Genomic DNA, 26,894 nt, shown 5'->3' with positions numbered 1-26,894 from the left:
TTCACTTCAACGCGATACGTCTTTCGCGAGCGAGTTATCCACGATCTTGTCCACTGAAACTGTGGACAAGATCGTGCGACTTCAATCAGTCGCCGTGACCGTGGCCATGACCGTCGTGATCGTGATCGTCGTGATCGTGCTCGTCGTGCTCGTGATCGTGACCGTCGTGATCGTCCCGGCATGCGCGATCGTCGCGGCCACCCGCTCCGGGCAAGCGCTGCGCCACATATCCCGGCAGATCCGCCGAATCCATGGCAAATACGAAGAACCGGTTCGGATTGTCGATCCCGTTCGGATGATTGGTATCCGTGACCGTTCCCACGAAGTCGTTGTCGTTCGCGATGAAGAGCGTGTGCCTGACCGCGCCCTTCACGCGGATATCCGGCCCGAACGCGAGGCTTTCGAGCTTGGCGGGAATGTCCGTCGGCGCGAAGCCATAGGCCGTCAAGGCCGCGACGACATCGAGGAAGAGCGTCTTGTTCAACGCGTAGGGCGCGAGGCCGCTCGCGCCGCTTGCCTGGCTCACGTCCTGCGCGCCGTTCAAATCGACGTGGTACACACGTTTGAACGCGGCCTTCGAATCGTCGCCGAGACCTTTGCCGTCGCGTTCGTCGAGCAGCAATTCATGCTCGTTCACGGCGACGATGTCGCTGATGGTGGGATAGTTCGGCTTCGCGTCCGTGCCGATGTTGGTCAACGGATATGCAAACTGCGTGGTCTTGCCGGTACGCACGTCGATGCGCAGGATTCGCGTGTACGGGCCGTTCGTGCCGCCGTCCTGAATCAGCGGGCTTTGCATCACGCCGAAGAGCGTATCGCCATCGGGTGAAATGGCGAGACCTTCCATGCCCTTGTTCGCCACGCGGCCCGAGGTGTTCTCGCTGATCTCATCGTTGCCGATGGACGATAGCGTCGTCACGGCGAACGAGGCCGGCACACGATACACGGCGATCCGCTCGCCCGTGCGACGATCGAAACGATAGATATACGGACCGTACTCATCGGAGATGAAGACGCTCGCGCCATCGCGCGCCACGCGAATGCTTTCCGGGTCCAGACGCGCATCGCGCGGATACGTGGACGGCTGCGTCGGCGTGAAGTTGTCCGAGCGCCCGGTGAAATAGTGCGTGTGATTGGTGGCGTTCAGCGCAGGCGCGCCATTGCCGACGCCGGCTGCCGCGCCATCGCCATAGACGAGCGGCTCATGGCTGTGCAGCAAGGTCGTGTCGAGCAGCTTCGGGCTCAGCGAATACGGCAGCTTGCTGCCCTTGCCGCCGGCTTCGAGACGCAGCGAGAAGGTCTGGAAGCGATTGATGTAGGACGCCGTATCGTCGATAGCCTTGTTATAGGAGATCGCGTTCGGGCCGCGGTCGGGCACGGCGAGGAAGGTATTGCATCCCGCATACGCGAGTCCCGAGCCGACGCCGCCGAGAAGGTTGCCCGGCGCGCCGTTTTCGAGCGGCGCGGCCGTCGCTTTCGAACGGTCGCCGATGTTGCCGCTCAACTGGCCGATCGCGACGAGATCGACGCTCGCCCACGCGGACGTGCAGGCGATGGACATCGCGGATACGGCAAGCGACAAGGCAAAGACACGGGCTCGAACCATGAACGTCTCCATCGATGGAATGATCTGAATGGCGCGCGTCGTAAATGGAAACTCGTAACGCGCGCGAAAAGAGTGCGGATAGCTGGCGACCGGCGCGCAGCTTGCAACGACATAAAAACCCGCCGCGCATTATTACGATCGAAAGATGACGTTCGTGTGACTGTCGAGCAGGCGAGGCGAATGTTCGCGAAGGGTTCGGGATACGCTTGTCGCGCGAGCGGCGCATAATTCGCGGTGGCCTTTGTGTGTCGCGACACCGTTCGATCAGAGACGAAATGAATACTCGCTTTATCAGTCTTGCACGTATCCCGTTTTTCTTGCCGCTAGCCGGCGCCATTTTGATGCTCGGCGTTGCGCTCTCTTTCACCGCGCCGTACTTGTCGCTGTTCAGCGTCGAGCAGGCCGACATGACGCCGCTGCAACTCGGCGTCTTCATGACGGTCATCGCGGCAAGCGGCGTGGTCGCCAGCGCGTTGGCAGGCAAGTGGTCGGACAAGCATGGGCATCATCGAGAGTTGCTGCTTGGTGCGCTGATCGCATCGGCAATCGGCTTCTTGCTGATGTGCTTCCTGCGCAACTTCGTCTCGCTCGTCGTGGTCGGCATCGCGTTTCTCGGGGCCGGTGGCTCCGCCATGTCGCTGGTGTTCTCGTTCGCGCGCTCGGCATTGCCCGTCGATGACGCAGCGGAGCGTTCGTTCGCGCTCGCCACGCTGCGCACCGTGCTTTCCATGGCCTGGGTATTCGGGCCGTCCGTCGGCGCGCTCGTATTGGCAGGCGCGGGCTTCTACGGACTCTTTTTGTTTGCGGCGGCGTGCTTCGCGGCGTGCGGGGCCATAGTCTGGCGGATGCATGACTCCCCCAAGGGCGACCCGCACAGCGCCCCCGCGCATTACGCTGGCGATCCATCGTCATTGCTCGAAGTCACGACGCCTGAGACCGAGGAAGTGATCGCGCCGCATGAAGGCGCGCCGCACACGCGCGCCGAGATCTGGCGCGCGACCATTGCGCTCACGCTTATCGGACTCGCCGCGAGTGCCACGATGATCGTTCTGCCGCTCTACGTCGTGCATGGCATGCATGGCTCGCGTATCGACGTGTCCGTCATGCTCGGCCTCGGCGCGTTGCTCGAAATCCCGATGATGCTCGTACTCGGCGCACGTGGCTCGCGCCTTAACAAGCAGCGCTGGCTCGCCTCGTGCGCGGCCGTGCATGTGGTGTACTTCATCGCGGTCGCCGCTTCGCAAAGCGTTCAGTTCCTGATTCCGATGCAGGCGTTCAATGCGTTCGTGGTCTCGGTGACGTCGTGTCTCGGCATGACCTATATTCAGGACCTGATGCCGCGCACGCCAGGCGCCGCGACGGCGCTCTTCTTCAATGCGTCGCGCGTGGGTTCCATTCTCTCGGGCGTGCTGTCCGGCGTGCTCGTGGCCGCGCTTGGTTATCGCGGCACATTCCTTATTTGCGGATGCCTGACACTCGGCGCGCTCGTGCTGTTCTCCAATCCACCGTTCAAGCTGATTGCATTGCGGATGATTGCGTGGGTGAGAGCGCGGCGGCAAGCGGCCTAGCGTCTGTCGTGTCATTCCGCTTTGTCGAACGATCCCGTGCGGACCTCGCCATCGCGCACATAGCGTGTCACCAGCACGCCGCCTGGCGTGCTCACCGATTGCGCCAGCGTGAACGCGGACGGCAGCGCGTCGTTGGCGAACAAACGCTTGCCGCGTCCCAGCAAGACGGGATAAGTCAGTAGACGAAGCTCGTCCACGAGGCCCGCCGCGAGCAACTGGCGCACCATGTCGCCGCTACCGAACGTCAACAGATCGGCGCCCTCCTGATGCAAGAGCGCGCGGGTTGCATCGGCTAGATCGCCTTCGAGCGCTTGGCTGTTGTGCCAGCCGAGCGATTCCGCGCGATGCGTCGTTACGTGCTTGGGCACTTTGTCGAACAGGTCGGCCATCGCGCGATTGGGCGAATCGGCCGGAACGTGTGGCCAGTACGACGCGAAGATGTCGTAAGTGCAGCGGCCTAGCAGCAAGTCGAACGGCCGTGAGAGCAGATCCTGCAAGTTGTCGCCGATGGCTTTTTCGGCAAAAGGCACGATCCAGCCGCCGAAGCGAAACCCGCCGCTGCGATCTTCTTCTGGGCCGCCAGGCGCCTGAATGACGCCATCCATGCTGATGAACGTGGAAACGATGAGCTTGCGCATGATGTCCTCTTGGTAGGCAGACGCGATAGGTCCGTATATAGACGACGAACGATTCGCGGATGAATCGACACGGCGCTCGTTCAGGGGTTATCCCTGATCCCGAAGCTGTCGAATTCAGCGACGATGCATCGTCGTAGCAGTGTGTCCAACTTCTCGAAGCGAGGCGAATGTCATGGCTACCGGAACCGTCAATCTTCACCGCGTCTTGCGCGCGCCGCCCGAACGCATCTACCGCGCATTCCTGGAACCCCATGCCATCGCAAGGTGGCTTCCGCCGTACGGGTTAATTTGTCAGGTCCATCACATGGATGCGCGGGAGGGCGGCACTCACAAGATGTCGTTTCACAACTTCCGCACGGGCCAGAGCCAGTCCTTCGGCGGCGAGTACCTCGAACTGAAACCGTTCGAAAAGATCCGCTACTCGGACCGTTTCGACGATGCCAACCTTCCCGGCGAAATGCGCGTCACCGTTTCGTTGCGGCAGGTGTCTTGCGGGACCGAAGTTACCATCGTGCAGGAAGGCATACCCGAGGTCATTCCGGCGGAGTTGTGCTATCTCGGCTGGCAAGAGTCGCTGCTGCAACTGGCGCACTTGGTCGAGCCCGAGATCTCCGGCTGAACTCGCGGAACTGGCGGGACTGGCACAATCGAGTGGATATCAGCTTCGCTCGGGAATTTACATGTCCGACCCTGTCAGGTCTTCGTCGTCTTCATCGTCTGCGCGTTCTTCCTCCGGTGTCGCACAGCTCTTCGCCTTGTCTCCGTTCCTGCGTCCGTATGCCGGACGCTGGGCGCTCGCTTTCCTTGCGCTGGTGACATCGGCGGGCGCGACGCTGGTGTTGCCGGTCGCGTTCAAATACCTCATCGATCGTGGCTTCGCCGAGGGCGACCGGACGCATATCGATCGATATTTTCTGGCGCTCCTGGTCGTCTCGCTGGTGCTGGCGGCCGCGACGGCGCTGCGCTTCGATCTCGTCTCCTCGCTTGGGGAGCGCGTGACGGCCGATTTGCGTCGAGCCGTGTACGACCACATGCTGCGGATGAGCCCGCAGTTCTTCGAAACCACACAGACTGGCGAAGTGCTGTCGCGACTCACCGCCGACACGACGCTGATTCAAACGGTGGTGGGTACGAGCCTGTCGCTCGGGCTGCGCAATTTCTTCCTTCTGACCGGCGGCGTGGCGATGCTCGCGGTCACGAGCCCGATGCTGTCCGCGTACATCATCGCGACGCTCGTCATCGTGGTCGCGCCTGTCGTGATCTTCGGGCGGCGCGTGCGGAAACTCTCGCGCGCGAGCCAGGACAAGATCGCGAACACGAGCGCGCTGGCAGGCGAGGTGCTCAACGCGATGCCGACCGTGCAGTCGTACACGCAAGAGCCTTTCGAGACGAAACGATATGCCGGCGCGGTGGAAGCCGCTTTCGAGACCGCGCTCACGCGCATTCGCGCTCGCGCCTGGTTGACGGCCGTGGTGATCGTGCTGGTGTTCAGCGCAATCGTCTTCGTGCTGTGGCTAGGCGCGCAGGCAGTGCTCGCCGGTCGCATGACGGCGGGCCAGTTGTCCCAGTTCATTCTCTACGCAGTGTTCACGGCGGGCGCCGTGGGCGCGGTCGCCGAGGTATGGGGCGATCTGCAACGCGCCGCCGGCGCCACCGAACGCTTGCTGCAATTGCTCGCCGCACGCTCGCCGGTCTTGGAGGCCGAGAGCACGGTCACGCTGCCCGCGCGAGGCGAGGGCATCCGCTTCGAGAATATCGGGTTCTCGTATCCGTCGCGGCCGGGTATTGCCGCGCTTTCGGGGCTTTCGCTGCAGGTTCGTCCGGGCGAGCATGTCGCGTTGGTCGGGCCATCCGGCGCGGGAAAATCCACGCTGTTTCAACTGCTGCTGCGTTTCTACGATCCTCAGTCAGGCCGCATTCTGATCAACGGCGTGCCGACGCGCGATGTGCCGCTCGTCGAATTGCGCAAGGAGATTGGCGTGGTGCTGCAGGAATCGGTGATCTTTTCTGGCAGCGTGATCGACAACATCCGCTACGGCTCGCCGGACGCCACGCTCGCGCAAGTGCAGCGCGCCGCCGACATGGCCGCCGCGGCCGGGTTTATCGAGGAACTGCCGGAAGGCTACGACACGTTTCTCGGCGAACGCGGCGTGCGATTGTCAGGCGGTCAGCGCCAGCGTATTGCGATTGCCCGCGCGATTCTGAAGAACCCGCCCATCCTGCTGCTCGATGAAGCCACCAGTGCCCTCGATGCCGCCAGCGAACGGCTCGTGCAAAAGGCGCTGGACAACGCGGCGCACAACCGCACGACGCTCGTCATTGCGCATCGGCTTGCGACGGTTCAGCAGGCCGATCGCATCGTCGTGCTGGAACAGGGGCGTATTGTCGCGCAGGGTCGTCATGCGGAGCTGCTCTTGAGTTCGCCGCTTTATGCGCAGTTGGCTGCGTTGCAGTTCGGGGATCAGATGGGGGTTGCCGGGATTGCTCGCGGGCATGAGGCTTCGGCTTGAGCTTCGCATGACAGCCGTCGCTTGCTCAGCACACGCGTTGAGACGACTCCCGCTACAGCGCTGCAACTTGGCGCATGACGGCATCGGACGGTCGATGTGGCAACCCGGTCGCTCCATCGGCCAAAGCATCGTGGCCAACGAAGCGTCCCGACGGCCGACGAACAAGCAGTCGTCGTTTGGCCGAGCGACGACATCGAAAAGATCATGCCGAACACGCCGGGTGCAATGACGCTTACTGCTCTCTTTGTAGCACCTCGTGATCCGACTCGCATGCGCACTCGTAGGCCGATGATCGTCCCCAGTTGAAGAGCCGCGAGGTCTTGCCGATGCCTGGATTGAAGGCATTGGTCGGGTCCAGTTCTTCGTAGAACCGTGCAAGAGACGCTTTCGCTTCGTACAGGTGACCGACGTTGTGTTCGGCGGGATACTCGGCACCCCGCGCGGCGAGCAGAGCGAGGATGTCGTCCTTGATCCGGTCGCAATCGACACCTTTCTTCACCAGGTATTCCTGGTGCAGAACGTGGCAGAAGAAGTGGCCGCAATACATCGTGAACTCGATGTCTTTCAAAATATGCGCTGGCAACCGTTCGAACCAGTCGGTCGTGTTCCGTGGAAGCGCAACGTCGAGCGCGACGATGTCCTCCACGGTTCGCGAATGGACTGCCCGATAGCGCACCATGGCGCCTCCAATCGCGAAGCGGTTGAGGAAAGCCGCCTTGCCTTCCTCGGGCGTGCATTCGAAATAGCCACCCTGTTGCGACGGAAAACGCGATTCGAGGTAGGTTCGCGCTTCGTGCACACCGTCGTTGCCCATCTTCAGCAACAGATGATGCTCGAACCGGTCGCGATACTCGATGAGCCGGCGCGGCAGATGCTCGGGCAAAAGCCGGCTCGCCGCCTGCAACAGCCGATCGCTGATGCCGTTACCAAGACGCGCTTTCTCGGTGAACCCGTCGAACCTGCTCTTCGCCGCGAATGCATGCGGCACCTTATCCGTGCCGAACGCACGAATGTACATGTACATGTCCTTGCCGTAGCGACGGGCGATATCGAACGCTCCGCGGTGCATGTACTCACCGGCGATCGGTAGACTACGGAAGCCACTTAGTATGTCGCGGCGTATGGTTTCCAGCTCGGCGGCGTCGTTGCTGCCGATATAGAACACCTGAGTTTGTTCGTCCGCCGCAAAGGTGTCGAGCCGCAGAGCGAAAACCGCAAGGTGTCCGGCCGAGCCCGATGCTTCATAGAGCCGGCGCGGGTCGGCATTGAAGCGCGCGGGCGTGGACGCATCGATGTCGCGCACATGGGTGCTGTACCCGTTATCCGAAGCGAGCAGCCCTGCGGCTGCCGGAATATCGTCCGGCAATTCGCCCGCGTCCAGATGGCCGAGTATGACTTCGGCGGAGTCGCCCAGATCGATTCCCAGATGATTGACGAGCTTCAGTTCGCCGTCCGCCGTGACGCGCGCGTGGATCGACAATTGGGTGAATGCGGGTCCTCGGCGAATCAGCGAGCCGCCCGAATTGTTGCAGATGCCGCCCGTTACCGAAGCGCCGATGCAGCTTGAGCCGATCACTGAATGCGGTTCGCGGCCGAGCGGCTGCAGTCGCTTTTCAAGCTGATCGAGCGTCACGCCCGGCTGGCAGATGACCTGCTCGCCGTTTCGAATCACGTCCAGCCGCCGCAATCGCATGGTGTTGAGCACGACGACCGGGCGGTCGTAGCCGCCGTCCGCAGGCGTCGATCCGCCCGTCAACCCGGTGTTCGCCGCCTGACAGATGACGATAGTCCGTGCACGATGACAGGCCTGAAGCGCCCGCCACATTTCGACCAGCGTGCCGGGCTGAATGGCCGCCAACACCTGGCCGCTGCCATAGCGATAACCCTGCCGGAAGCGGCGCGTTTCAGTGGCGCCCGTGAAGACGAACTGGCTGCCGACGATGTCGCCAAGCGACTGAATGAGTTCATGCATGGTTGAGGACTTTGGACCCTGGGGCGGTCATGACGAGTTTGAGAATCGAACGGTGAAACTTTACGCGATTCATCCGGAAATGACATCGCCGGACACGTCGAGATCGAAACCGGACGGCTCGCTTTATGTCGTTCCAGGGTTTTAACGAGTAGGTCGGACTATGCGATGTACTTGGGCATCGACGGTGGGCAGTTTTCGCATCTGGAAAATGCAGGCCGCTTGTCGCCGGTACACGACGAATCGAGGCAGCCGCGCGGCGCACCAATTAAATTGCGCCTCTCAAAACTTGAAGGCGAAAAAAAACCCGCGAAAATCGCGGGTAATAGCACTGATGGGCCGTCTCGGCTCTCTACCAGTGAACCGCACCGAACGACGAGCCAGCATTTCCTGCTCTTCTCGATCAGTCGTTATCGGCCCTCGGGTTCAAACGAAGATTATCCAGATCAACTTGCGAGAAGGTCGCATTTACACCACACGGTTTGGATATTTTAACTATATAGGTAGTATGTTCCGACTAAGCCACTTTTCTTGGAGCGATTAGCCAGAGATCGCGAGTGATTTGCTTGAGCGTCAGTGTAGAAGTGGGTAATTCATGGCGCTCAACCGTAAAAAAAGCCCATACGTGTTATTAATGAGCGCCCGCAATGCGAATTTCTTTTAAGGCATGATGCGAACGGACGTGTTGAATTACCCGTACATCAGGCCATATTTTCAATGGCTTGCACCTTTGGCGTGAATGACGAGCGCTAACGGGGACATTTCGCGAAAATCGTGACATCGATTGAATATCGCGCGCGATCCGAGACTCGCATGTTCATAAAAAAGCAGGCTTGGCGCGCTCGGTCGGCTATCATGCCTATCCTCTTCGAAGTAGCTCTCTATGATTTCCGTCCGTAATGTCACGCTACGCCGTGGCGTCAATGTCGTACTCGACTCCGCGTCCGTCACCTTCACCCCCGGCGAAAAGATCGGCCTCGTAGGGCGCAATGGCGCCGGCAAGTCGTCCTTCTTCGGCCTTCTCAATGGCACGCTGCACGAGGACAGTGGCGAGTTTTCGATTCCCGCTGCCTGGAAGATGGGTCAGGTCGCGCAGGAGATGCCGGAGACCGAGCAGAGCGCGACCGACTTCGTAATTGAAGGCGACACTGTGTTGCTGGCCGCGCAGATCGAAGTCGCCGCCGCGGAGACCGACGACGATGGCATGCGCATGGCGCACGCCTACATGGCCCTTCACGACGCCGGTGCGCACGATGCCCCCGCGCGTGCCCAAGCGCTGATCCTGGGGCTCGGTTTCAGTGCTGCGCAACTTAGCCAGCCGGTCAATAGTTTCTCCGGCGGCTGGCGCATGCGGCTGCAACTGGCGCGCGCGCTCATGTGTCCGTCCGACTTGCTGTTGCTCGACGAACCGACCAATCACCTGGATCTCGACGCGCTGGTCTGGCTGGAGGCGTGGCTCAAGCGTTATCAGGGAACCTTGGTCGTGATCAGCCACGATCGCGAATTCCTCGATGCGGTCACGCAGGTAACGGTCCACGTCGATAACGCCAAGCTCGTGCGTTACGGCGGCAACTACAGCAAATTCGAAGACATGCGCGCCGAGCAGATGGCGTTGCAGCAGGCCTCGATGGCCAAGCAGGCGGACAAGATCGCCCACCTGCAGAAGTTCATCGACCGATTCAAGGCAACGGCTTCGAAGGCGAAGCAGGCGCAGAGCCGGGTCAAGGCGCTCGAACGCATGGAGAAGATCGCGCCCGTGCTCGCCGACGCAGAGTTCAACTTCGAGTTCAAGGAGCCACTCAACGTCCCAAACCCGTTGTTGTCGATGCTGGACGCGACCTTCGGCTACCCGGCGCCGAGCGATGCCGAGCCCGGCACGCCGCCGACGGTCATCGTGCGAGGCATCAACCGGTCGGTGCTGGCCGGACAGCGCATTGGTATTCTCGGTGCCAACGGCCAGGGTAAGTCCACGCTGGTGAAGACGGTGGCGCACGAACTTGCGCCGATTGCGGGCGAAATCAGCGAAGGCAAGGGCCTGAACATCGGCTACTTTGCGCAGCAAGAACTCGACGTGCTGCGTCCTCTCGACACGCCGCTGGAACACATGATCCGCCTTGCCAAGGACACGCCCGCGAACATGCGTGCGCCCGGCCAAAGTGGCACCGAACAATCGCTTCGCACGTTCCTAGGTACTTTCAACTTCAGTGGCGACATGGTGCATCAGGCAGTCGGCACGATGAGCGGCGGCGAAAAGGCGCGGCTCGTGCTGTGCATGATCGTATGGCAGCGTCCTAACCTGCTGCTGCTCGACGAGCCTACGAACCACCTCGACCTGGCCACACGCGAAGCGCTAGGCATGGCACTCAACGAATTCGAAGGCACGGTGATGTTGGTCAGTCACGACCGGTCCCTGCTGCGCGCGGTATGCGACGAGTTCTGGCTCGTAACCAAGGGCGGCGTCGAACCCTTCGACGGCGATCTGGACGATTACCAGCAGTTCCTGCGCGACGAAGCACGTCGCATGCGCGAGGCCGCTGGAGAGCAAAAGGCCATCGCCTGAGTTCACCCTTGGCATTGCCGCGTAAGCATCAGGTTCAGGTTCTGGACCGCAGCGCCGGATGCCCCTTTGCCAAGGTTGTCGAACACCGCGGACAGCAGAACCTGCCCGTGTTCCACGTTGGAAAATACGCTCAGGTGCATGTCGTTCGTACCGTTCAGCGCCTGAGGATCGAGATGCCGCAAAACGCTCGATTCATGCGGCGGCAAGACATGCACGTGGGCCGCGTCCGCATAGTGGCGCGCGAGGCAAGCGTGTAACGTGGCGCCATCCACGTCGGATGCGAGCAGCCGCAACTCCAACGGCACCGTCAGCACAATGCCCTGGCGAAACGCACCATACGCAGGCACGAAAATCGGGCGCTGCGCGAGTCCGGCATGCGCCTGGATCTCCGGCGTGTGCTTGTGCGCGAGCTCCAGACCATATACCTGGAATGAAGGCGCGTTGACGGCATCTTTACCTTCGTGTTTCTCCACGCCGGCACGACCGCGTCCCGAGTAGCCGGATACCGCATGAATGCTGACAGGATAGCCGCCTGGTATCAGTCCGGCCTGCAACAGCGGACGCAGCAAGCCAATTGCCCCTGTCGGATAGCAGCCGGGATTGGTGACGCGACGGGCGCTTGCAATGCGATCGGCTTGTCCTGCCGTCATCTCCGGAAAGCCGTATGTCCAGCCCGGCTGTATGCGGTGGGCCGAACTCGCGTCGATGACTCTGACGGCAGGATTGACGATAGCGTCCACTGCCTCGCGTGCGGCGGCATCGGGCAAACAAAGAATTGCAATGTCGCAGGCGTTGATGGCTTCCGCGCGACGGCGTGAGTCTTTACGTTCTTCGGCGGCAAGCGTGAACAGCGTGATGTCGGTCCGATCACGCAGCCGTTCGTGGATTTGCAATCCGGTGGTGCCTTGGTCGCCATCGATGAAAACAATGGGGGCGCTCATACGCGAGATACTCCGAGTGGTGGTAACGAGCAGAACGAGCGCCTATGTTCATCCAATCGTTAGAATAAGAAAATTCGAATTTCATGACTTGAACATTCAACTTTTCTGAATTTGGACGCCAACATGCGAGAGATCAGCCTTGACCGTTTGCGCACTCTCATCGCGGTTGCCGAGCGGGGCTCATTTGCCGATGCAGCGCGCGCTCTGCATCTGGCGCCTCCGACGGTCAGTTTGCATGTCGCTGAACTCGAAGACCGCATTGGGGCGCCGCTCTTGTCACGCAAGCGCGGGCAGGTCAGGCCATCGGCAATAGGAGAGTTGCTGGTGGAACGCGCGCGTCGGCTGCTGGCCGATGCGGAGCAGGCGTTGGACGATATCGAACGCCAGGTGCAGGGACTGGAAGGGCGGGTGCGGCTCGGTGCATCGACTGGTGTGATCGCGCACTTGTTGCCGCAAGCGCTCGACGTGTTGCGCCAGCACAATCCCGCAATCGATATTCAGCTTGCGGTGCTCACGTCGCATGAAACGCTGTCCCAATTGGCGGATGGGAGACTGGATGTCGGGCTGGTCGCGCTGCCTCAACTCTCCGTGGCCGGACTCGTGATAAAGCCTTGGCGCCGCGACCCGGTGATGGCGTTCGTGCCCGCGCATTGGCGTTGTCCCGCCCGTGTCACGCCTGATTGGCTGGCCGCTCGGCCTCTCATATTGAATGATGCGACTACGCGTCTCTCGCGTCTGACAGCGGAGTGGTTTGCGACGGCGGGTCATCATCCGACGCCGCGCATTCAGCTGAACTACAACGACGCGATCAAGAGTCTCGTGGCGGCAGGTTACGGCGCGGCGCTTCTGCCGCATGAGGCGACGACGCCATCGCCCGACGGACGCGTCGTCATGCGTCCGCTGCGCCCGGCGTTGTGGCGTCGGCTAGGCATTGCACACCGTGTGGGGCACGTTGAGCGCACCACTCGACAGGTACTCGATGTCTTGTGGGATCTACGACTGGCCTAGCGTTGCCGGGTCGAGGCTCACGAAACTCCCGAAGAGAACGCCGACCACGCTTAGTGGATCGTAGAGAGCTTGGTCGTGATGGCGGAAAAGGTGGTCGACAGTTGAGTGGCGACGCCGCTGACGGACGTCATGATGCCGAGCGCAAGTACGCCGGCGATCAGGCCATATTCAATCGCGGTAATGCCGCGCGTATCCTTGAGATAGCGCTTGAAGAAGTGCGTCATGATTTGATCCTCGGGTTCAAAGTTGTGGTGTCTTTGCCCGGTGTACCGATTGGTCGTCTGCATCGGTAGTCGTCTCTCTCAGTTGACGAATCCGAAGGTTTTGAATGCGCAGAAGCTTCATCGTGTACCCGGGCCTACGGTTCAGGCTCTAGGTATGAAGCGTCGCTTGAGCGCACAGTGCCTGATGCGATGCTCCATGTATCCAATAACGGCTCCCGGCGATAGAACATGAATGAGCGAGAGGGGATTTGTTCCGCCGTGGCGTCGGGGGCGCACCTTTTTACCGAAACCGCGGTTGCGCAAGCTGGCTCGTAATCGATATGCGAGCCGCCGAACCATTCTTTTCGAAACGATACGGTCGTACTACGCACATTCCCTTATGCGCAAGGGCGATTGTGACAAAGCAGGGAAGTTCTCGATTCGGATTACGGGGTGGTTGCCGCCTCGGGAACGCAGACGGGGACTGGCTCTCGCGCCGAATGGGCCGTCATCTGCAGTGTGAATCGACAGCGTCCGGTATAACGCAAAGTCATACCGCTATCAAAAAGTCTCAGTACCCGGCCTGTAAAGTTTTCGCTAGATTCACTGCAAAGTCATAAGTGCCTATCCATGCCGGATAAACCGCTCCGGGCCAACCGCAGACGAGAACAAACAGAAGCCGTCATGACTCGACACGACACAGAGAAGACATTGCGCGTAGCCATCGTCACGGGAGCAGGCAGCGGTATTGGTCGGGCAACGGTGCACGCGCTCGCGAACGATGGCTGGTGTGTCGCGCTCGCCGGACGTCGGCAAGAGGCGCTCGACGCGGTCATTCGAGACTACGAGCAACACGTTCCCGAATCCGCCAGCAAGTTGATGGCCATTGCCACCGATGTCACCGACTCGGCATCGGTACAACGTCTCTTCGACACGGTGCAGGAGCGCTACGGTCGCCTCGATCTGCTTTTCAACAACGCGGGAGTGGGCGTGGAAGGCGTGTCGGTCGAGGATCTTTCGATAGAGCGCTTTCGCACGATGCTCGATATCAATGTGATCGGCACGCTTTTGTGCACGCAAGCCGCCTTTCGCCGGATGCGTGCAAATAACCCGCCGGGCGGCCGGGTCATCAACAACGGCTCCTTGTCGGCACATACGCCGCGTCTTCATTCCGCGGATTACACGGCAAGCAAGCACGCAGTCAGTGGCTTGACGAAGGCCTGCGCGCTGGACGGGCGCAAGTACGACATCGCGGTCTGTCAGATCGATTTCGGCAACGTTCTGACAGAGATGGCCGCGGGAATGGCCGGTGGCGTTCTTCAGGCAAACGGCGAGCGAGCGCCGGAGCCGACGATGGACTTGGCGCATGCGGCGCAATCCGTCGCTTACATGGCAAGCATGCCGCCCGGCGCGAACGTGCAGTTCATGACGGTGATGGCAACCAAGATGCCGTTCATAGGACGCGGCTAGACAATCGGGCGAGCGCAGCGTGTACTGGTTGATTGGAAACCGGTGCCCCGCAATTAGAAGACAAAACAAATCGATGGAGACAGGTATGCTCGAAACGCTGACCGAAATACCGGAGATGGATACCGCTGCCGAGGCGCACCTCTTCAATAAAGTAACCCGACGTATCGTTCCCTTGATCCTCGCCTGCTTCGTGGTTGCTTACCTCGATCGCGTGAACATCAGTTTCGCCAAGCTGCAAATGCAGGCCCAACTCGGCTTCAGCGACGCCGCGTACGGCTTTGGCGCAAGCGTGTTCTTCGTCGGTTATTTGCTGTTCGAGATTCCAAGTAACGCGATCATGGTGCGCACCGGTGCGCGACGCTGGATCGCGCGCATCATGATTTCGTGGGGCATCGCGTCGGCGGCAATGATGTTCGTGCGCGACGAAACCTGGTTCTATATCCTGCGCTTTCTCCTCGGCGCACTCGAAGCCGGGTTCGTGCCGGGCGTGCTCTACTTCTACACGCAGTGGTTTCCCGCCGAACGGCGCGGTCGCGTGAACTCGTATTTTTTCGGGGCGATTGCACTGTGCGGAATCATCGGTGGCCCGATTTCCGGCGGCATCCTGAAGTTCTTCGATGGCTTGAACGGCATGCCCGGCTGGCAGTGGCTGTTTTTGCTCGAAGGTTTGCCGTCGGTTCTGCTCGGCATCGTGGTGCTGATCGTGCTCGATGACCGGATGGAAGACGCCAAGTGGCTGACGCCTGCGGAGAAGACGCTTCTTGCCTCGATCCTCTCGCGCGACCGCAAGGTCGACAGCACGCATTCGTTCCTCGTTGCGCTGCGCTGGCCCGTGATTTACTTGTTCTCACTGATCTATTTCGGGCTGTGCATGGGGATCTACGGCTTCCTCTTCTGGATGCCGCAACTGGTGAAGAGCGCGGGCACGAGCGACCCGCTCATCATCGGTCTGATCACGATGATTCCCTATCTCGCGGCAATGGCTGGCACGGTGCTCATCAGTCATAGTTCGGACCGTACCGGTGAGCGGCGCTGGCATCTGGCCGGCTGCGCGATCGCGGCGGCACTCGGCTATCTGATCAGCGCCACATGGCCCGGCCATACGGTGTTGCTCGTGCTCGGCCTCAGCATCTCCGCTACGGGTGTCATCGCTTCGTTCGGCATTTTCTGGATGTTCCCGGCCAGAATGCTGACGGGTGCCGCGGCAGCAGCCGGGCTTGCGTTGATCAACTCGCTTGGACAGTTCGGCGGCATCGTTGCGCCTTATATGGTCGGCAAGGTCAAGGACCTGCTGGGGAGCCCGTCGATGGGACTCTATGCAATCGCCGTGGTGTGCGCGATTACGGCCGTGCTCATCGCGTGGGGATTGCCCCGGAAGATTCGGTTCCGCGATGTCGTGGTAGCGCGAGGACAAAACTAAAAATACGGCGCGAGGCGTGGGAACCTGGAAAGTGGTCCACGCCTCGTTCCCACGCGAGCCACTCACTGCGTCAAGCGATCCATCCATCATCTAGCCGCCAGCATCCCGAGTCGTATTGGCGACTGCTCCGGCGCGTTCCGCACCTGCAACGCAACATCGACGCCTTCTTCGAGAACCATGTCGACGCTGAGGTCAAGGCGTCGATCGAGGAACGACTTGAGCGCCGGCGAGACACGCAGCCGCGCCCATGCGCGGTCTTCCGGAAAAACCGTCCGACGAATCGCGCACCGCCTGCTCGGCTTGCTCCGCCTCTTCGATGGTCCGGCGCGCGTGCAAATAAAAGCGCTGACCGGCTTCCGCCGGCGCGAGCCCTCGTGTCGAACGCAGCGGCAGACGCGCGCCTAGACGTTCCGCCATGTGCGCAACCGTCTTCGCTACGGCCGGCTGCTCCAACTTCTTCTGGCGCGCGGCGCCGGAGAAGGAGCCCGCGTTGACAACCCCTAAAAACGTCTAAGTCGCTGCAGGCCATGTCGGTCGCGGATATCGCCTGCGACACCGTGCGCGGTCAGTACGCGGCGGGCGCGGTTCATCGCCGCCATGCGGGCCATGCGCATTCTTCGTGCAGAGCGGTTAGCGAGAACGCCGTGTTGCGATGCGTTGACCAACGGCTCAACGCCTAAGCGCAAGCGTCTCTCGGCAACCGGCCGCAGTCCATCTCGTAAACCCGCTTGCATCGTAATTTTGATCGGCCTATATTGCCATTCACCATCAACTATTGCGATGCGATAATTATGAGTGAAGACGTCCTGTTTTCCAGTCATGGCCGCGTGGCGGTCATTACGCTGAATCGTCCCGAGCGCCTCAACGCGTGGACCACGCCGATGCGCAACAAGATCATCGACGCGCTCGATCGCTACAACGACGACGATCAGGTCGCCGCGATCATCATGACCGGCGCCGGCAACCGCGCATTTTCGGCGGGGCAGGATCTGTCGGAAGCGCACGACTTCGACGGCGAGCGCGCCGTGGAATGGGTCAAGGAATGGCAGCGCTACTACGCCGCGCTGCGCGGCCTTCAGAAGCCGCTCGTCATGGCGCTCAACGGCACGGCCGCCGGCTCGGCATTTCAGGTCGCGCTGCTCGGCGACATTCGCGTCGGTCATCCGGGCGTGCGCATGGGTCAGCCGGAAATCAACGCGGGTATCGCCAGCACGACGGGTCCGTGGATCATGAACTCGATGCTCGGCATGTCGCGAACCATCGAACTCACGCTCACCGGTCGCCTGATGGACGCGGAGGAGTGTCACCGCATCGGTCTCATGCATCACCTCGTGCCGGAAGAAAAGGTGTTCGAGAAGGCGCTCGAAATCGCCACCGAACTCGCGGACAAGCCACCGGTTGCCATGCGTCTGGACAAGCAGCGTTTTCGCGAGATGACGGAGCCGGGTTTCGTCGATTGCATCGAAGCGGGCATGCGCATTCAGCGCGAAGCGTACGACTCCGGGGAGCCGGCTCGCATGATGGAAGCGTTCTTCAAAAAGCGCGCCAAATAAATCGGGCTGAAGCCGAGCCGTTCCTTTTCAATCCCTGTGCGGGAGACCTGAAACATGACGCAAGACTTCAACCCGACGCGACGCCGCGCCCTGCAAGGCGCGCTTGCGCTAGCCGTAACTGGCGCAATGCCGCTTGCAGCACGCGCGCAGAGTAAGCAGATCGTGGTGTCGGACCCGGGCGGCCCGTACACGACGGCGTATCGCGAGGCCTTCTACGATCCGTTCGAGAAAGCCACCGGCATCAAGGTGGTGAGCGTCGCGCGCGAATCGCAACCGGTGGCGCAGTTCGCGGCGATGGTGCAAACCAAGAACTACGTGTGGGACGTGACCACGCTCACGTTGTCCGCCGACATTCCGTATCTCGAGTCGAAAGGGCTGCTCGAACCGATCGGGCTGAAGGCGAGCGACTTCCCGGACATCATGCCCGAGGCGATCACGCCGAACTGGCTTGGTGTGGACGTGTATTCGACGGTGCTTGCCTATCGCGCCGACAAGTTCAAGGACAACGGCCCGAAGTCGTGGGCGGATTTCTGGGACGTGAAGAAATTTCCCGGCCGCCGCTGCCTGCGGCGCAGTCCGCTCGACACGCTGGAGCAGGCGCTGCTGGCCGACGGCGTGCCGCTCGACAAGCTCTATCCGCTTGACGTTGATCGCGCCTTCAAGAGTCTCGACAAGATCAAGCCGCATATCGCCATCTGGTGGACCTCGGGCGCGCAGGCCATGCAGGCGATCCAGAGCGGCGACGTCGACATGATCTCGACCTGGAATGGCCGCGCGCAAGCCGCGAAGGATTCGGGCGCGCCGGTCAACATCGTGTGGAATCAGGGCCTGTATTCCATCGAGGGCTGGGGCATTCCGAAGGGCACGCCGCGCGCCGATGCAGCCAGGCAGTTCGTGCGCTTTTGCGCCGATGCGAAGCGCCAGGCCGCGCTCACCCGCACGCTGGCTTACGGACCGACCAACAAGAAGTCGTTCGAGACCATCGACAAGGAGCGTGCCGCGCTGTTGCCGACGGCGCCGGAAAACATTAAGGACATGAAGCTGCCGAGTCCGCAATGGTGGGAAGAGAATCGCCAGAAAGTCACCGAGCGGTTCAATTCGTGGATCATTTCGTAAGGAGCGGAAGATGAGCTCGAAACTCGAGGCAATCGGCATCGCGAAGCGTTATGGCGACGCCATCGCGCTGGAAGCGACGGACCTCGCCGTGCAGGCGGGCGAGTTCCTGACGCTGCTCGGTCCCTCGGGTTCGGGCAAGACCACGTTGTTGCAGATGATCTCCGGGCTCGTTGCGCCGAGCGCGGGGCGTATCGAGATAGATGGCCGCGACGTGACGCATGTCGAGCCGGGCAAGCGCGGCATCGGCATGGTGTTTCAGAGCTATGCGCTCTTTCCGCACATGAGCGTGTGGGACAACGTCGCATACGGTCTGCGCATGCGGCGCAAGTCGCGCGAGGACGTGCGCGCCGCCGTGGACGACGCGCTCGCCATGGTGCGGATGACCGAATACGCCAAGCGCTTTCCGAAGGAACTGTCGGGCGGCCAGCAGCAGCGTATCGCGCTGGCGCGATGCTTTGCGTATCGTCCGTCGGTGATCTTGCTGGACGAGCCGCTCGGCGCGCTGGACAAGAAGCTGCGCGAGCATATGCAGTCGGAAATCCGCCGTCTGCACAAAGAGCTTGGCGCGACCTTCGTCTACGTCACGCACGATCAGGACGAAGCGCTCACGCTTTCGGACCGCATCTGCCTCATGAATCAGGCGCGCATCGAACAGGTAGGCACGCCCGCCGATCTCTACGACCGCCCGGCGACGCGATTCGCGGCGGGCTTCATCGGTCACTCGAATCTGCTGGAAGGCGCGCTCGACGACATGCGCGGCAAGGGCGGCGAGCCCATTCTGCTTGCCGCCGGCGGACGCATTCCCTTGCCGATGAACGCGCAAGTCGCACCGTCGACACGCCACACGCTGTTGCTGCGTCCCGAGGCGCCGCGCCTCGTGGAACCGAAGAGCGGCTTCATCGACGGCACCATCGCCGATGTCGTTTTCTTCGGCAGCGATACGCGCGTGCAACTCGCCATGAACGACGGCAGCGAGATCACGGTGCGCTGCGAGCGCAGCCTGTCGCCACGCATCGGTGAAAGGGTGGGCCTCGTGTGGGACCCGTATCGCACCACGTTGCTGCACGGCTGAGGACGCGCATATGACCATCGCACTTCACGCGCAACGCGAGAACGAAGGCTCGCGGCGCGGCCGGTCCGTGTGGACCGCGCGCACGTTGCGCATCTTGCCTATCGTGCCGACCTTGTTGTTCCTGCTGGTGTTCTTCATCGTGCCGGTCGGCGAGATTCTGCAAGGCGGACTCGTCGGCGCGGACGGGCAATACGGTTTCTCGCAGTTCGAACGCATCGCGCGCACGCCGGTTTATGCCAAGGTTTTGTGGATTACGTTCGGCATCTCGTTCATGACGGCGGCGTTGTCCATTCTGCTCGGCTATCCGGTTGCGTACATGTTGAGCCGTCTGTCGGAGCGCGTGCGCGAACGCTGGCTGTTGTGGATCATGCTGCCGTTCTGGACCAGCTACCTTGTCAAAACCTATGCGTGGATGCTGCTGCTCTCCAAGACCGGCGTGCTGTCGACCATCGCGCTGTCGCTCGGTCTCGTGCGGGAAACGAGCGGTACGATTCCATCGCTGACCGGCGTCCTGATCGGCATGGTGCATTCCATGATGCCGCTCGCCGTGATGACCATGCTGCCTGTGATGCGCGGTATCGACGACCGTCTGACACAAGCCGCCGAAACGCTCGGCGCGCAACGCAGCATGAGCTTTTTCACGGTGTTTCTGCCCTTGTCGTCGCCGGGTGTCGCGGCGGCGGGATTGCTCGTGTTCATCTCGAGTCTCGGCTTCTTCATCGTGCCGGCGCTGCTTGGCTCGCCGAAGGAAACGATGATCGCGCAACTCGTGATCTCGTCCGTGCTCGAACTCTTCGACATGCGGTTCGCCGGCGCGCTCTCGACCGTGCTGCTCGTCTGCTCGATCGTGATCTTCTTCGTCTATGACCGCATGGTCGGCCTGACTTCGCTCACGGGCGAAGTCACCGAGCGTTCGCGCGGCTCGCGGGCGCAAGGCATCAAGCTCGCCGTTCTGATGCTGGCCGGCCGCCTCTTCGCGCCGTTTCTCATGCGCCGCAATCCGCATGCGGATACCGCCGCGCGCGCAGCCAGTCCGCTCGGCGTCTACACCTGCGCGATCATGGTGGTGCTGGTCGCGCCGGTGCTGTCGGTGATTCCGTACGCGTTCACGAAGAGCGACTACATCGCGTTCCCGCCGAAGCTTTTCAGCGGCAAGTGGTTCGGCACCTTCATGGATTCGCCCGTGTGGCACAGCGCGATCATCCGATCGTTCGAAGTGGGATTCGGCACCGCGGTGCTGTCGCTGCTGCTCGGCTTCGGCGCGACGCTCGCGATGACGCGCATGCCGCGCCGCGCCAGCAAACCGGTGTTCGCGCTGCTGGTCGCGCCGTTGATCGTGCCGCGTATCGTGGTGGCGGTCGGGCTCCTGTATCTGTTCGGACGCTTCGGGCTGACGGGCACCAACCTCGGGCTCGTGATCGGGCATACGGTGCTCGCTATTCCCTACGTGGTGGTGACGCTTGCAGCCGGCTTCCAGCGCTTCGACTGGCGTCTGGACGATGCCGCGCGGGTCATGGGCGCATCGCCGCTGCGGCGTATTACGTCGATCGTGCTGCCGCTTCTGATGGCGAGCGTGACGGCGGCGTTCCTGTTCGCATTTCTGGTTTCCTTCGACGATCTCACCATTGCGATCTTCGTGAGCGGCGGCATCAACTCGACGCTACCCAAACAGATGTGGGACGACATCCAATTGGCCGTGACGCCCACGCTCGCGGCGGTATCGACCACGCTGATCGTGCTGATCGCGCTGGTGGTGGCGGTGTCGTCGTGGATCAAGCGCCGCGCGCGCTGATTTCGACACCATTCAGCGACACCCAGCCATAAAAGCAGTCCATAACCCGATTCGAACATGCATCGTTATTCAGAATACTTTGGCCACCGGCACGCGAACGACGAACTCGATTGCGCGCCGCTCCTCGCGGCCGGATTGCGCGCCACGCCCGCGCGCACCGTCGTGCATTTCGACGATCATGCAATCTCGTGCGCGGACGCCTCGCGTCATATCGTGCAATTGCAACGCTGGTTCGCGGGTCAGGGGCTCGTGCCGGGCGATCGCGTCGCGGTGATGCTCGGCAACAGTCCCGAACACATTCATCTGATTTACGCACTCGTGTTGAGCGGCCTCGTCTGGGTGCCGGTGAACATCAAGTTGCGCGCGTCGGGCCTCGACTATCTGCTGCAACATGCAGAACCGAAACTCTTCGTCATCGACGGCGAGTTCGACGCGATCACGGCATCGATCGACTGCGGCATGTCCAAACGCACGCGCCTGCCCGCGTTCGATGCGGCGGATACGAACGCCGCGTTCGCCACGCCGGCGATCCCCGTCGACGCGCCGTTGTGCATCATCTATACATCCGGCACGACGGGCGCGCCGAAGGGCGTCGTATTCACGCATCGCATGATGCGCATTGCGAGTGAAGCGGCGTTGCGTGTCGCCGACGTGCGCGAGGGCGACCGCCTGTTCCTGTGGGAGCCGCTGTGCCACATCGGCGGCGCGCAGATGCTGTTGCTGCCGTTCCTCGAACCGGTGACACTGCATGCGGTGCCGCGCTTCTCGGCTTCGCAGTTTTGGCCGCAAGTGGAGCGCGCGGGCGCGACGCAACTGCATTACCTTGGCGGCGTGCTCGATATCCTGATGCAGTTGCCCGAAGCCGCGCAGCCTTCAGCGCATTCGTTGCGCGTGGCGTGGGGCGCGGGCGTGAGCGCGTCCGCGTGGGAGCCGATACAAGCGCGCCTCAAGGTGCGTCTGCGCGAGTGCTACGGCATGACGGAGTGTTCCAGCTTCGCTACCGCGAACGTTACCGGCAAGCCGGGGTCCATCGGCCGCGCGCTGCCGTGGCTCGATATCGAATTGCTCGATGAACACGGCCAGCCGGTGCCGCCAGGCGAGGCGGGTGAGATCGTGTTGTCGAGCAAAGTGGAAGGGACCTTTTTGCCAGCGTATCTGAAGAATCCCGAAGCGACGAAATCTGCGCTTCGCAACGGCAAATTGCACACGGGCGATCGCGCGCGCCGCGACGCCGATGGCGATCTGTATTTCGTCGGCCGGCAGACGGACAGCATGCGTGTGCGCGGCGAGAACGTGTCGGCATGGGAGATCGAACGCGTTTTCGCGACGCATCCGGCGGTGCGGTTGAGCGCTGCGATGGGCGTGGCGTCGGCGGTCGGCGAGCAGGACATTCTGCTCAACGTGCAGTTCAAGGACGAGCCGGTGGACTGGGAAACGCTGCACTTATGGGCGCGAGAGCGCCTCGCGAGTTTTCAGTTGCCGCGTTATTACCGCGCGGTGCCGGGCTTCGAACTGACGGCGAGCGAACGCATCAAGAAGCATCTGCTGTCGCGCAGCGTGGAAGACGCGTGGGATTGGCTGGCCAGCGTGAAAGCCTGAGGAGTTATCGCATTCAGATAGGGTAATAGGGCTATGCGATAATTTTGCCATCGACGACAAAAGCATACGAGAGATGAGCGACGAGTCCAAAGCCCCGCGAAAACGCAAGAACGCCGCCGCGAAAGGGGCGGGCGAGGCGGTGGACGCAACTGCGTCGTCGCTGTACGTGCAGTCCGTCGAAAAGGCCATGAAGGTGCTCACGGCTTTCGACGGTAGCAAGCGGCAGTTGTCGCTTTCGGAAATCTCGGCCATCACGGGCTTCGACATGAGCGCGACGCAGCGCTTCAGTTTTACGCTGGCGGCGCTCGGCTATCTGTTCAAGGACCCCGACAGCCGCAAGTACGAACTGTCGCCACGGCTGCTGGACTTCACCTATCACTACCTCACGTCTAACGATCTCGTGAGCCGCGCCACGCCGTATCTGCAGCAACTCGGATCCGAGACGGAAGAGGCCACCAATCTCACCGTGCTGGACGACACGGACATCGTTTTCGTGCTGCGCATCGTGAGCCGCAACGTGTTCAACGCGCACGTCATCACCGGCTCGCGCTTGCCGGCTTATTGCACGGCGCCCGGTCTCTCGATCCTCGCCACGCTCGCCGACGGCGAGATCGACGACATTCTCTCGCGTACCAACCTCGTGCCCTATACGGCCTCGACGGTGTATCAGCCGCGCAAGATCAAGGAGCGTGTTGCACAGATTCGCAAGCAGGGCTATGCGCACACGGAGGACGAATATTTCGTCAGCGACATCTCCACCGCGGCCGCCATCACCAATGCGCACGGACGAGGCATCGGCGCGGTGAACATTGCGGTGGCGCGTTCGCGCTGGCAGGCCGATCGCGACGAAAAGCGCTTCGCGGACCTCGTCATTTCCACGGCGTCCGCCATTTCCACGCGCAGGCGCATCGAATAAGCCGCAACGGATACGTTCGACGCCGCTTGGAGCGCGACGATCGGCACGCCCTCCAACGACGGGCACAACAGCGATACTGTGTAGATTCAAGCGCCGGCAAAAAGCCGCGCAAGCGCCGCACGATAGTCGCGATAATGCCGCGCTTCATCGCGATGCCGACGCTCACGGATCACGCACTCGCCGCCAACGAACACATCGCGCACGGGCGATTCGCCGTGTTCGCAGAATACGACGGAAGAGAGCCACGTCGCGCTCGTCTGTTCCGCGAGATTCGGATGATCGGCGTCGAGCACAATCCAGTCCGCGCGCGCCCCCGGCATGAGCGCGCCGACTGCGCGGCCGGTCGCGCATGCGCCGCCTTCGAGGGCGTCGCGAAACAGGCGATCGGCAACCTGCGCCGTTTCGTGCGATGCCAGCACGTTACGCTGCCGCCGCGACAGACGCTGACCATATTCGAGCAGTCGCAGTTCCGCGCGCCAGTCCACGCCGACATGACTATCCGAGCCGATACCGAAAGCGCCGCCTGCGTCGAGGTATTCGTTCGCGGGGAAAATCCCGTCGCCGAGATTCGCTTCGGTGGTGAGGCACAGGCCCGCAATGGCGCCGCTTTTCGCGAGCGCAGCGGTTTCGCTGGCGTCGATATGCGTCGCATGCACGAGGCACCAGCGCGCGTTCACGTCGAAACGATCCAGCAGCCATTGCACGGGCCGCGCGCCCAGCGCGGCAAGCGAAGCATCCACTTCCGCCGTTTGCTCCGCGATGTGGATATGAACCGGCGCGTCAGGCGAGATGTCGTTCAACGCTTCGATGACGACGCGCAGAGACGCCTCCGACACCGCGCGCAGCGAATGCGGCGCGACGCCGTATCGCAGCGCGCCGTGTTCGGGCCGGGCATGACGCAACGCGGCTAGCAGATCGAGATAGCCTTCGGTGGTATTGACGAAGCGCCGCTGATCGTCGCGAGGCGGCTCTTCGCCGAAGCCGCTGAACTGATAGAGCACCGGCAGCATCGTCATGCCGATGCCGGTTTCGCTCGCCGCATCCACCACGCGTTGCACAAGCTCGGCGGGGTTTGCATGGCGCGTTCCATCCTCCGCGTGATGCACGTAATGGAACTCGCAGACGGACGTGTAACCAGCCTTGAGCATCTCGACATACAGCCAGCGCGCAATGGCGCCGAGCGTCTCGGGCGTGATGCGCGCGGCGAAGCGATACATCAGTTCCCGCCAGCTCCAGAAACTGTCGGTCGGGTTCGCGCGATACTCGGTGAGTCCGGCCATCGCGCGCTGAAACGCGTGCGAATGAAGATTTGGCATGCCGGGAATGACCGGTCCGGCGGCACGCGCGACGCCCGCGGGCGCATCGCGCTTATCGGGTGTGACCGCCACGAGCGTACCTGTGGCGTCCCATTCGAGCAGCACGTCGGTGCGCCAGCCTTCGGGCAAAAGCGCATGCGCCGCAAAGAGTGATTTCGTGGGTGTATTCATGAGCGGACTACTCGGTATCGGGCATCGGTGAAACATTCACGCACGCGACAAAACCGCTTGCAGGAACGAGCGTGTACGAGGCTGCGTGGGCGTCGAAAAGATTTGCGAGGGCGGGCCTGCCTCGACGATCTCGCCGCCATCCATCACGACGACGACATCCGCCACTTCTCTCGCAAAGCCCATCTCATGCGTGACGACGAGCATGGTCATGCCTTCGGCGGCGAGCAGCTTCATCACTTGAAGCACTTCGCCGACGAGTTCGGGATCGAGCGCGGACGTGGGTTCGTCGAAGAGCATGACGCGCGGTTGCATGGCCAGCGCCCGCGCAATGGCGACGCGCTGCTTCTGGCCGCCCGACAAACTCGCGGGCATGGCATGCGCCTTGTGTTCGAGGCCGACTTTCCTGAGCAGGCCGAGCGCGGCCGTTTCGGCATCTGCTTTCGATGCACCGCGCAACATCCGCGGTCCCACGGTAATGTTGTGCAGCACCGAAAGATGCGGGAACAGGTTGAACGACTGAAACACCATGCCCACTTCCGTGCGCAACGCATTCAGCGCGCGCTCCTTGAGCATGGTTCCCTGATCGACGAGACGATGCCCGCAGATGTCGATGGTTCCGCGCTCGGGCTGCTCCAGACCGTTGCAGCAGCGCAGAAACGTGCTTTTGCCGGAGCCGCTTGGCCCGATCACCACGACAACTTGACTCGGCTCAATATCGAAGTCGATACCGTTCAATACGCGATGCGTCCCGAACGACTTGGTGAGATCGCGAATGCTGAGAATGGGTTGGGCGCTGTTCATTGCACCATGCCTCCTGCGCGCAGCCGTCGCTCCACGCGATGAAGAATGTAGTTCGTCGTCTGCGTCAGCACGAGATAGACGAGCGCGACGACGAGATACACCTCCAGCGACCGGTACGACACGCTGATGATCTTCTGTGCTTCGTGCATGAGATCGTCGATGGTCAGAAGCGACACCAGCGCCGAGTTCTTGATGAGCGCGATGAACTCGTTGCCGAGCGGCGGAATCATGCGCACGACGGCTTGCGGAAGAATGATCGCTCGCATGGCCTGACCCGCCGACATGCCGATGGAGCGCGCAGCTTCCATCTGTCCACGATCCACCGATTGAATCGCGCCACGCACGACCTCCGACACGTAGGCCGCCGAATACAGGCCGAGCCCGAGCATGCCGCACACGAAGGCAGGCAGCAGGATATTGAACTGCGGCAGGCCGAAGAACAGCAGAAACAGTTGCACGAGCAGGGGCGTGCCGCGAAAGAAGATCAGATATCCGGTGCAGAAGCCGTAGACGATGCGCCGCTGCGGCGAGAGCCGGCCGATGCCGATCAGAAGTCCGAGCAGGCACGAGAGCACGAGCGCGGCGGCGGTCACTTCCACCGTGACGAGCGCGCCATGCGCCAGATCGTCCCAACCGGCGAAGGCTGGCGTGAAGTCGAGTTGCAT

Annotated in this window: 22 protein-coding genes; 13 read left to right on the top strand and 9 right to left on the bottom strand. The window is 61.9% G+C overall.

Going from position 1 to position 26,894, the window contains the following annotated elements; genetic code table 11:
• Nucleotides 1–85: 85 nt before the first annotated feature.
• A complete protein-coding gene (locus ACYQ47_RS15830) occupies nucleotides 86–1,606 on the bottom strand; it encodes an esterase-like activity of phytase family protein (RefSeq protein ID WP_459905910.1) in 1,521 nt (506 codons plus the stop codon).
• Nucleotides 1,607–1,881: 275 nt separating this feature from the next.
• Between ACYQ47_RS15830 and ACYQ47_RS15825 the strand changes: the two genes are divergently transcribed.
• On the top strand, nucleotides 1,882–3,174 hold the full coding sequence (locus tag ACYQ47_RS15825) for a sugar efflux transporter (RefSeq protein WP_244831449.1): 1,293 nt from the start codon (nucleotides 1,882–1,884) through the stop codon (nucleotides 3,172–3,174).
• An 11-nt stretch (nucleotides 3,175–3,185) separates the two neighbouring features.
• Here the strand turns inward: ACYQ47_RS15825 and ACYQ47_RS15820 are convergent, their stop codons facing one another.
• The gene (locus tag ACYQ47_RS15820; protein WP_310390775.1) at nucleotides 3,186–3,812 is read right to left on the bottom strand and encodes a dihydrofolate reductase family protein; all 627 of its coding nucleotides are present in this window, start codon (nucleotides 3,810–3,812) and stop codon (nucleotides 3,186–3,188) included.
• Nucleotides 3,813–3,984: 172 nt separating this feature from the next.
• Here ACYQ47_RS15820 and ACYQ47_RS15815 point away from each other — a divergent pair, with 172 nt between their 5' ends.
• Both ACYQ47_RS15815 and ACYQ47_RS15810 read left to right on the top strand, forming a co-directional pair.
• Nucleotides 3,985–4,431, top strand: a complete 447-nt coding sequence (locus ACYQ47_RS15815; RefSeq protein WP_244831447.1) for an SRPBCC family protein — start codon at nucleotides 3,985–3,987, stop codon at nucleotides 4,429–4,431.
• A gap of 61 nt (nucleotides 4,432–4,492) precedes the next feature.
• Nucleotides 4,493–6,322, top strand: a complete 1,830-nt coding sequence (locus ACYQ47_RS15810; protein WP_459905909.1) for an ABC transporter transmembrane domain-containing protein — start codon at nucleotides 4,493–4,495, stop codon at nucleotides 6,320–6,322.
• Between the two features lie 232 nt (nucleotides 6,323–6,554).
• Here the strand turns inward: ACYQ47_RS15810 and dld are convergent, their stop codons facing one another.
• Nucleotides 6,555–8,294, bottom strand: a complete 1,740-nt coding sequence (gene dld / locus ACYQ47_RS15805; RefSeq protein WP_459905908.1) for a D-lactate dehydrogenase — start codon at nucleotides 8,292–8,294, stop codon at nucleotides 6,555–6,557.
• An 880-nt stretch (nucleotides 8,295–9,174) separates the two neighbouring features.
• Here dld and ACYQ47_RS15800 point away from each other — a divergent pair.
• Nucleotides 9,175–10,851, top strand: a complete 1,677-nt coding sequence (locus ACYQ47_RS15800) for an ABC-F family ATP-binding cassette domain-containing protein (protein WP_250494793.1) — start codon at nucleotides 9,175–9,177, stop codon at nucleotides 10,849–10,851.
• 2 nt (nucleotides 10,852–10,853) lie between these two features.
• Here the strand turns inward: ACYQ47_RS15800 and argC are convergent, their stop codons facing one another.
• Nucleotides 10,854–11,792, bottom strand: a complete 939-nt coding sequence (argC, locus tag ACYQ47_RS15795) for an N-acetyl-gamma-glutamyl-phosphate reductase (RefSeq protein WP_250494792.1) — start codon at nucleotides 11,790–11,792, stop codon at nucleotides 10,854–10,856.
• 123 nt (nucleotides 11,793–11,915) lie between these two features.
• On the opposite strand from argC, the gene ACYQ47_RS15790 reads away from it, so the two are divergent.
• Complete coding sequence (locus ACYQ47_RS15790; RefSeq protein WP_250469544.1) at nucleotides 11,916–12,800, top strand: LysR family transcriptional regulator; 885 nt, start codon at nucleotides 11,916–11,918, stop codon at nucleotides 12,798–12,800.
• 50 nt (nucleotides 12,801–12,850) lie between these two features.
• Here ACYQ47_RS15790 and ACYQ47_RS15785 read toward each other — a convergent pair whose 3' ends face one another.
• Nucleotides 12,851–13,087 carry a Flp family type IVb pilin gene (locus ACYQ47_RS15785; protein ID WP_459905907.1) on the bottom strand — a complete coding sequence of 79 codons (237 nt, stop codon included), beginning with the start codon at nucleotides 13,085–13,087 and terminating at the stop codon, nucleotides 12,851–12,853.
• A gap of 600 nt (nucleotides 13,088–13,687) precedes the next feature.
• Between ACYQ47_RS15785 and ACYQ47_RS15780 the strand changes: the two genes are divergently transcribed.
• Nucleotides 13,688–14,473: an SDR family oxidoreductase gene (locus ACYQ47_RS15780; protein ID WP_309845815.1), complete on the top strand. Its 786-nt coding sequence runs from the start codon at nucleotides 13,688–13,690 to the stop codon at nucleotides 14,471–14,473.
• Between the two features lie 85 nt (nucleotides 14,474–14,558).
• Nucleotides 14,559–15,893, top strand: coding sequence for an MFS transporter (locus ACYQ47_RS15775; RefSeq protein WP_244831439.1), 1,335 nt, complete (start codon nucleotides 14,559–14,561; stop codon nucleotides 15,891–15,893).
• Between the two features lie 192 nt (nucleotides 15,894–16,085).
• Here the strand turns inward: ACYQ47_RS15775 and ACYQ47_RS15770 are convergent, their stop codons facing one another.
• A complete protein-coding gene (locus ACYQ47_RS15770) occupies nucleotides 16,086–16,346 on the bottom strand; it encodes a hypothetical protein (RefSeq protein ID WP_459905905.1) in 261 nt (86 codons plus the stop codon).
• Nucleotides 16,347–16,684: 338 nt separating this feature from the next.
• Between ACYQ47_RS15770 and ACYQ47_RS15765 the strand changes: the two genes are divergently transcribed.
• The 6 genes from ACYQ47_RS15765 (at nucleotide 16,685) to ACYQ47_RS15740 (ending at nucleotide 23,941) form a co-directional block, all read left to right on the top strand.
• Complete coding sequence (locus tag ACYQ47_RS15765; protein ID WP_250469541.1) at nucleotides 16,685–17,446, top strand: enoyl-CoA hydratase/isomerase family protein; 762 nt, start codon at nucleotides 16,685–16,687, stop codon at nucleotides 17,444–17,446.
• Nucleotides 17,447–17,500: 54 nt separating this feature from the next.
• Nucleotides 17,501–18,562 carry an ABC transporter substrate-binding protein gene (locus ACYQ47_RS15760; protein ID WP_250469540.1) on the top strand — a complete coding sequence of 354 codons (1,062 nt, stop codon included), beginning with the start codon at nucleotides 17,501–17,503 and terminating at the stop codon, nucleotides 18,560–18,562.
• A gap of 10 nt (nucleotides 18,563–18,572) precedes the next feature.
• Complete coding sequence (locus ACYQ47_RS15755) at nucleotides 18,573–19,634, top strand: ABC transporter ATP-binding protein (RefSeq protein WP_459905904.1); 1,062 nt, start codon at nucleotides 18,573–18,575, stop codon at nucleotides 19,632–19,634.
• A 10-nt stretch (nucleotides 19,635–19,644) separates the two neighbouring features.
• The gene (locus tag ACYQ47_RS15750) at nucleotides 19,645–21,426 is read left to right on the top strand and encodes an ABC transporter permease subunit (RefSeq protein ID WP_250469538.1); all 1,782 of its coding nucleotides are present in this window, start codon (nucleotides 19,645–19,647) and stop codon (nucleotides 21,424–21,426) included.
• A gap of 57 nt (nucleotides 21,427–21,483) precedes the next feature.
• A complete protein-coding gene (locus tag ACYQ47_RS15745; RefSeq protein ID WP_459905903.1) occupies nucleotides 21,484–23,025 on the top strand; it encodes an AMP-binding protein in 1,542 nt (513 codons plus the stop codon).
• 73 nt (nucleotides 23,026–23,098) lie between these two features.
• On the top strand, nucleotides 23,099–23,941 hold the full coding sequence (locus ACYQ47_RS15740) for an IclR family transcriptional regulator (RefSeq protein ID WP_250494786.1): 843 nt from the start codon (nucleotides 23,099–23,101) through the stop codon (nucleotides 23,939–23,941).
• A gap of 86 nt (nucleotides 23,942–24,027) precedes the next feature.
• Here the strand turns inward: ACYQ47_RS15740 and ACYQ47_RS15735 are convergent, their stop codons facing one another.
• The 3 genes from ACYQ47_RS15735 to ACYQ47_RS15725 are packed head-to-tail and all read right to left on the bottom strand — an operon-like array spanning nucleotide 24,028 to nucleotide 26,894.
• Nucleotides 24,028–25,428: a formimidoylglutamate deiminase gene (locus ACYQ47_RS15735; RefSeq protein ID WP_459905902.1), complete on the bottom strand. Its 1,401-nt coding sequence runs from the start codon at nucleotides 25,426–25,428 to the stop codon at nucleotides 24,028–24,030.
• Between the two features lie 36 nt (nucleotides 25,429–25,464).
• Nucleotides 25,465–26,229 carry an amino acid ABC transporter ATP-binding protein gene (locus ACYQ47_RS15730; RefSeq protein ID WP_244831437.1) on the bottom strand — a complete coding sequence of 255 codons (765 nt, stop codon included), beginning with the start codon at nucleotides 26,227–26,229 and terminating at the stop codon, nucleotides 25,465–25,467.
• Nucleotides 26,226–26,894: an amino acid ABC transporter permease gene (locus tag ACYQ47_RS15725; protein WP_250469534.1), complete on the bottom strand. Its 669-nt coding sequence runs from the start codon at nucleotides 26,892–26,894 to the stop codon at nucleotides 26,226–26,228. The genes ACYQ47_RS15730 and ACYQ47_RS15725 overlap by 4 nt, the downstream gene beginning before the upstream one ends.

The organism is Caballeronia sp. HLA56, from assembly GCF_054655155.1.
The sequence above is the reverse complement of the archived record's forward strand: the minus strand, read 5'-3'. Positions and strand labels throughout refer to the sequence as shown.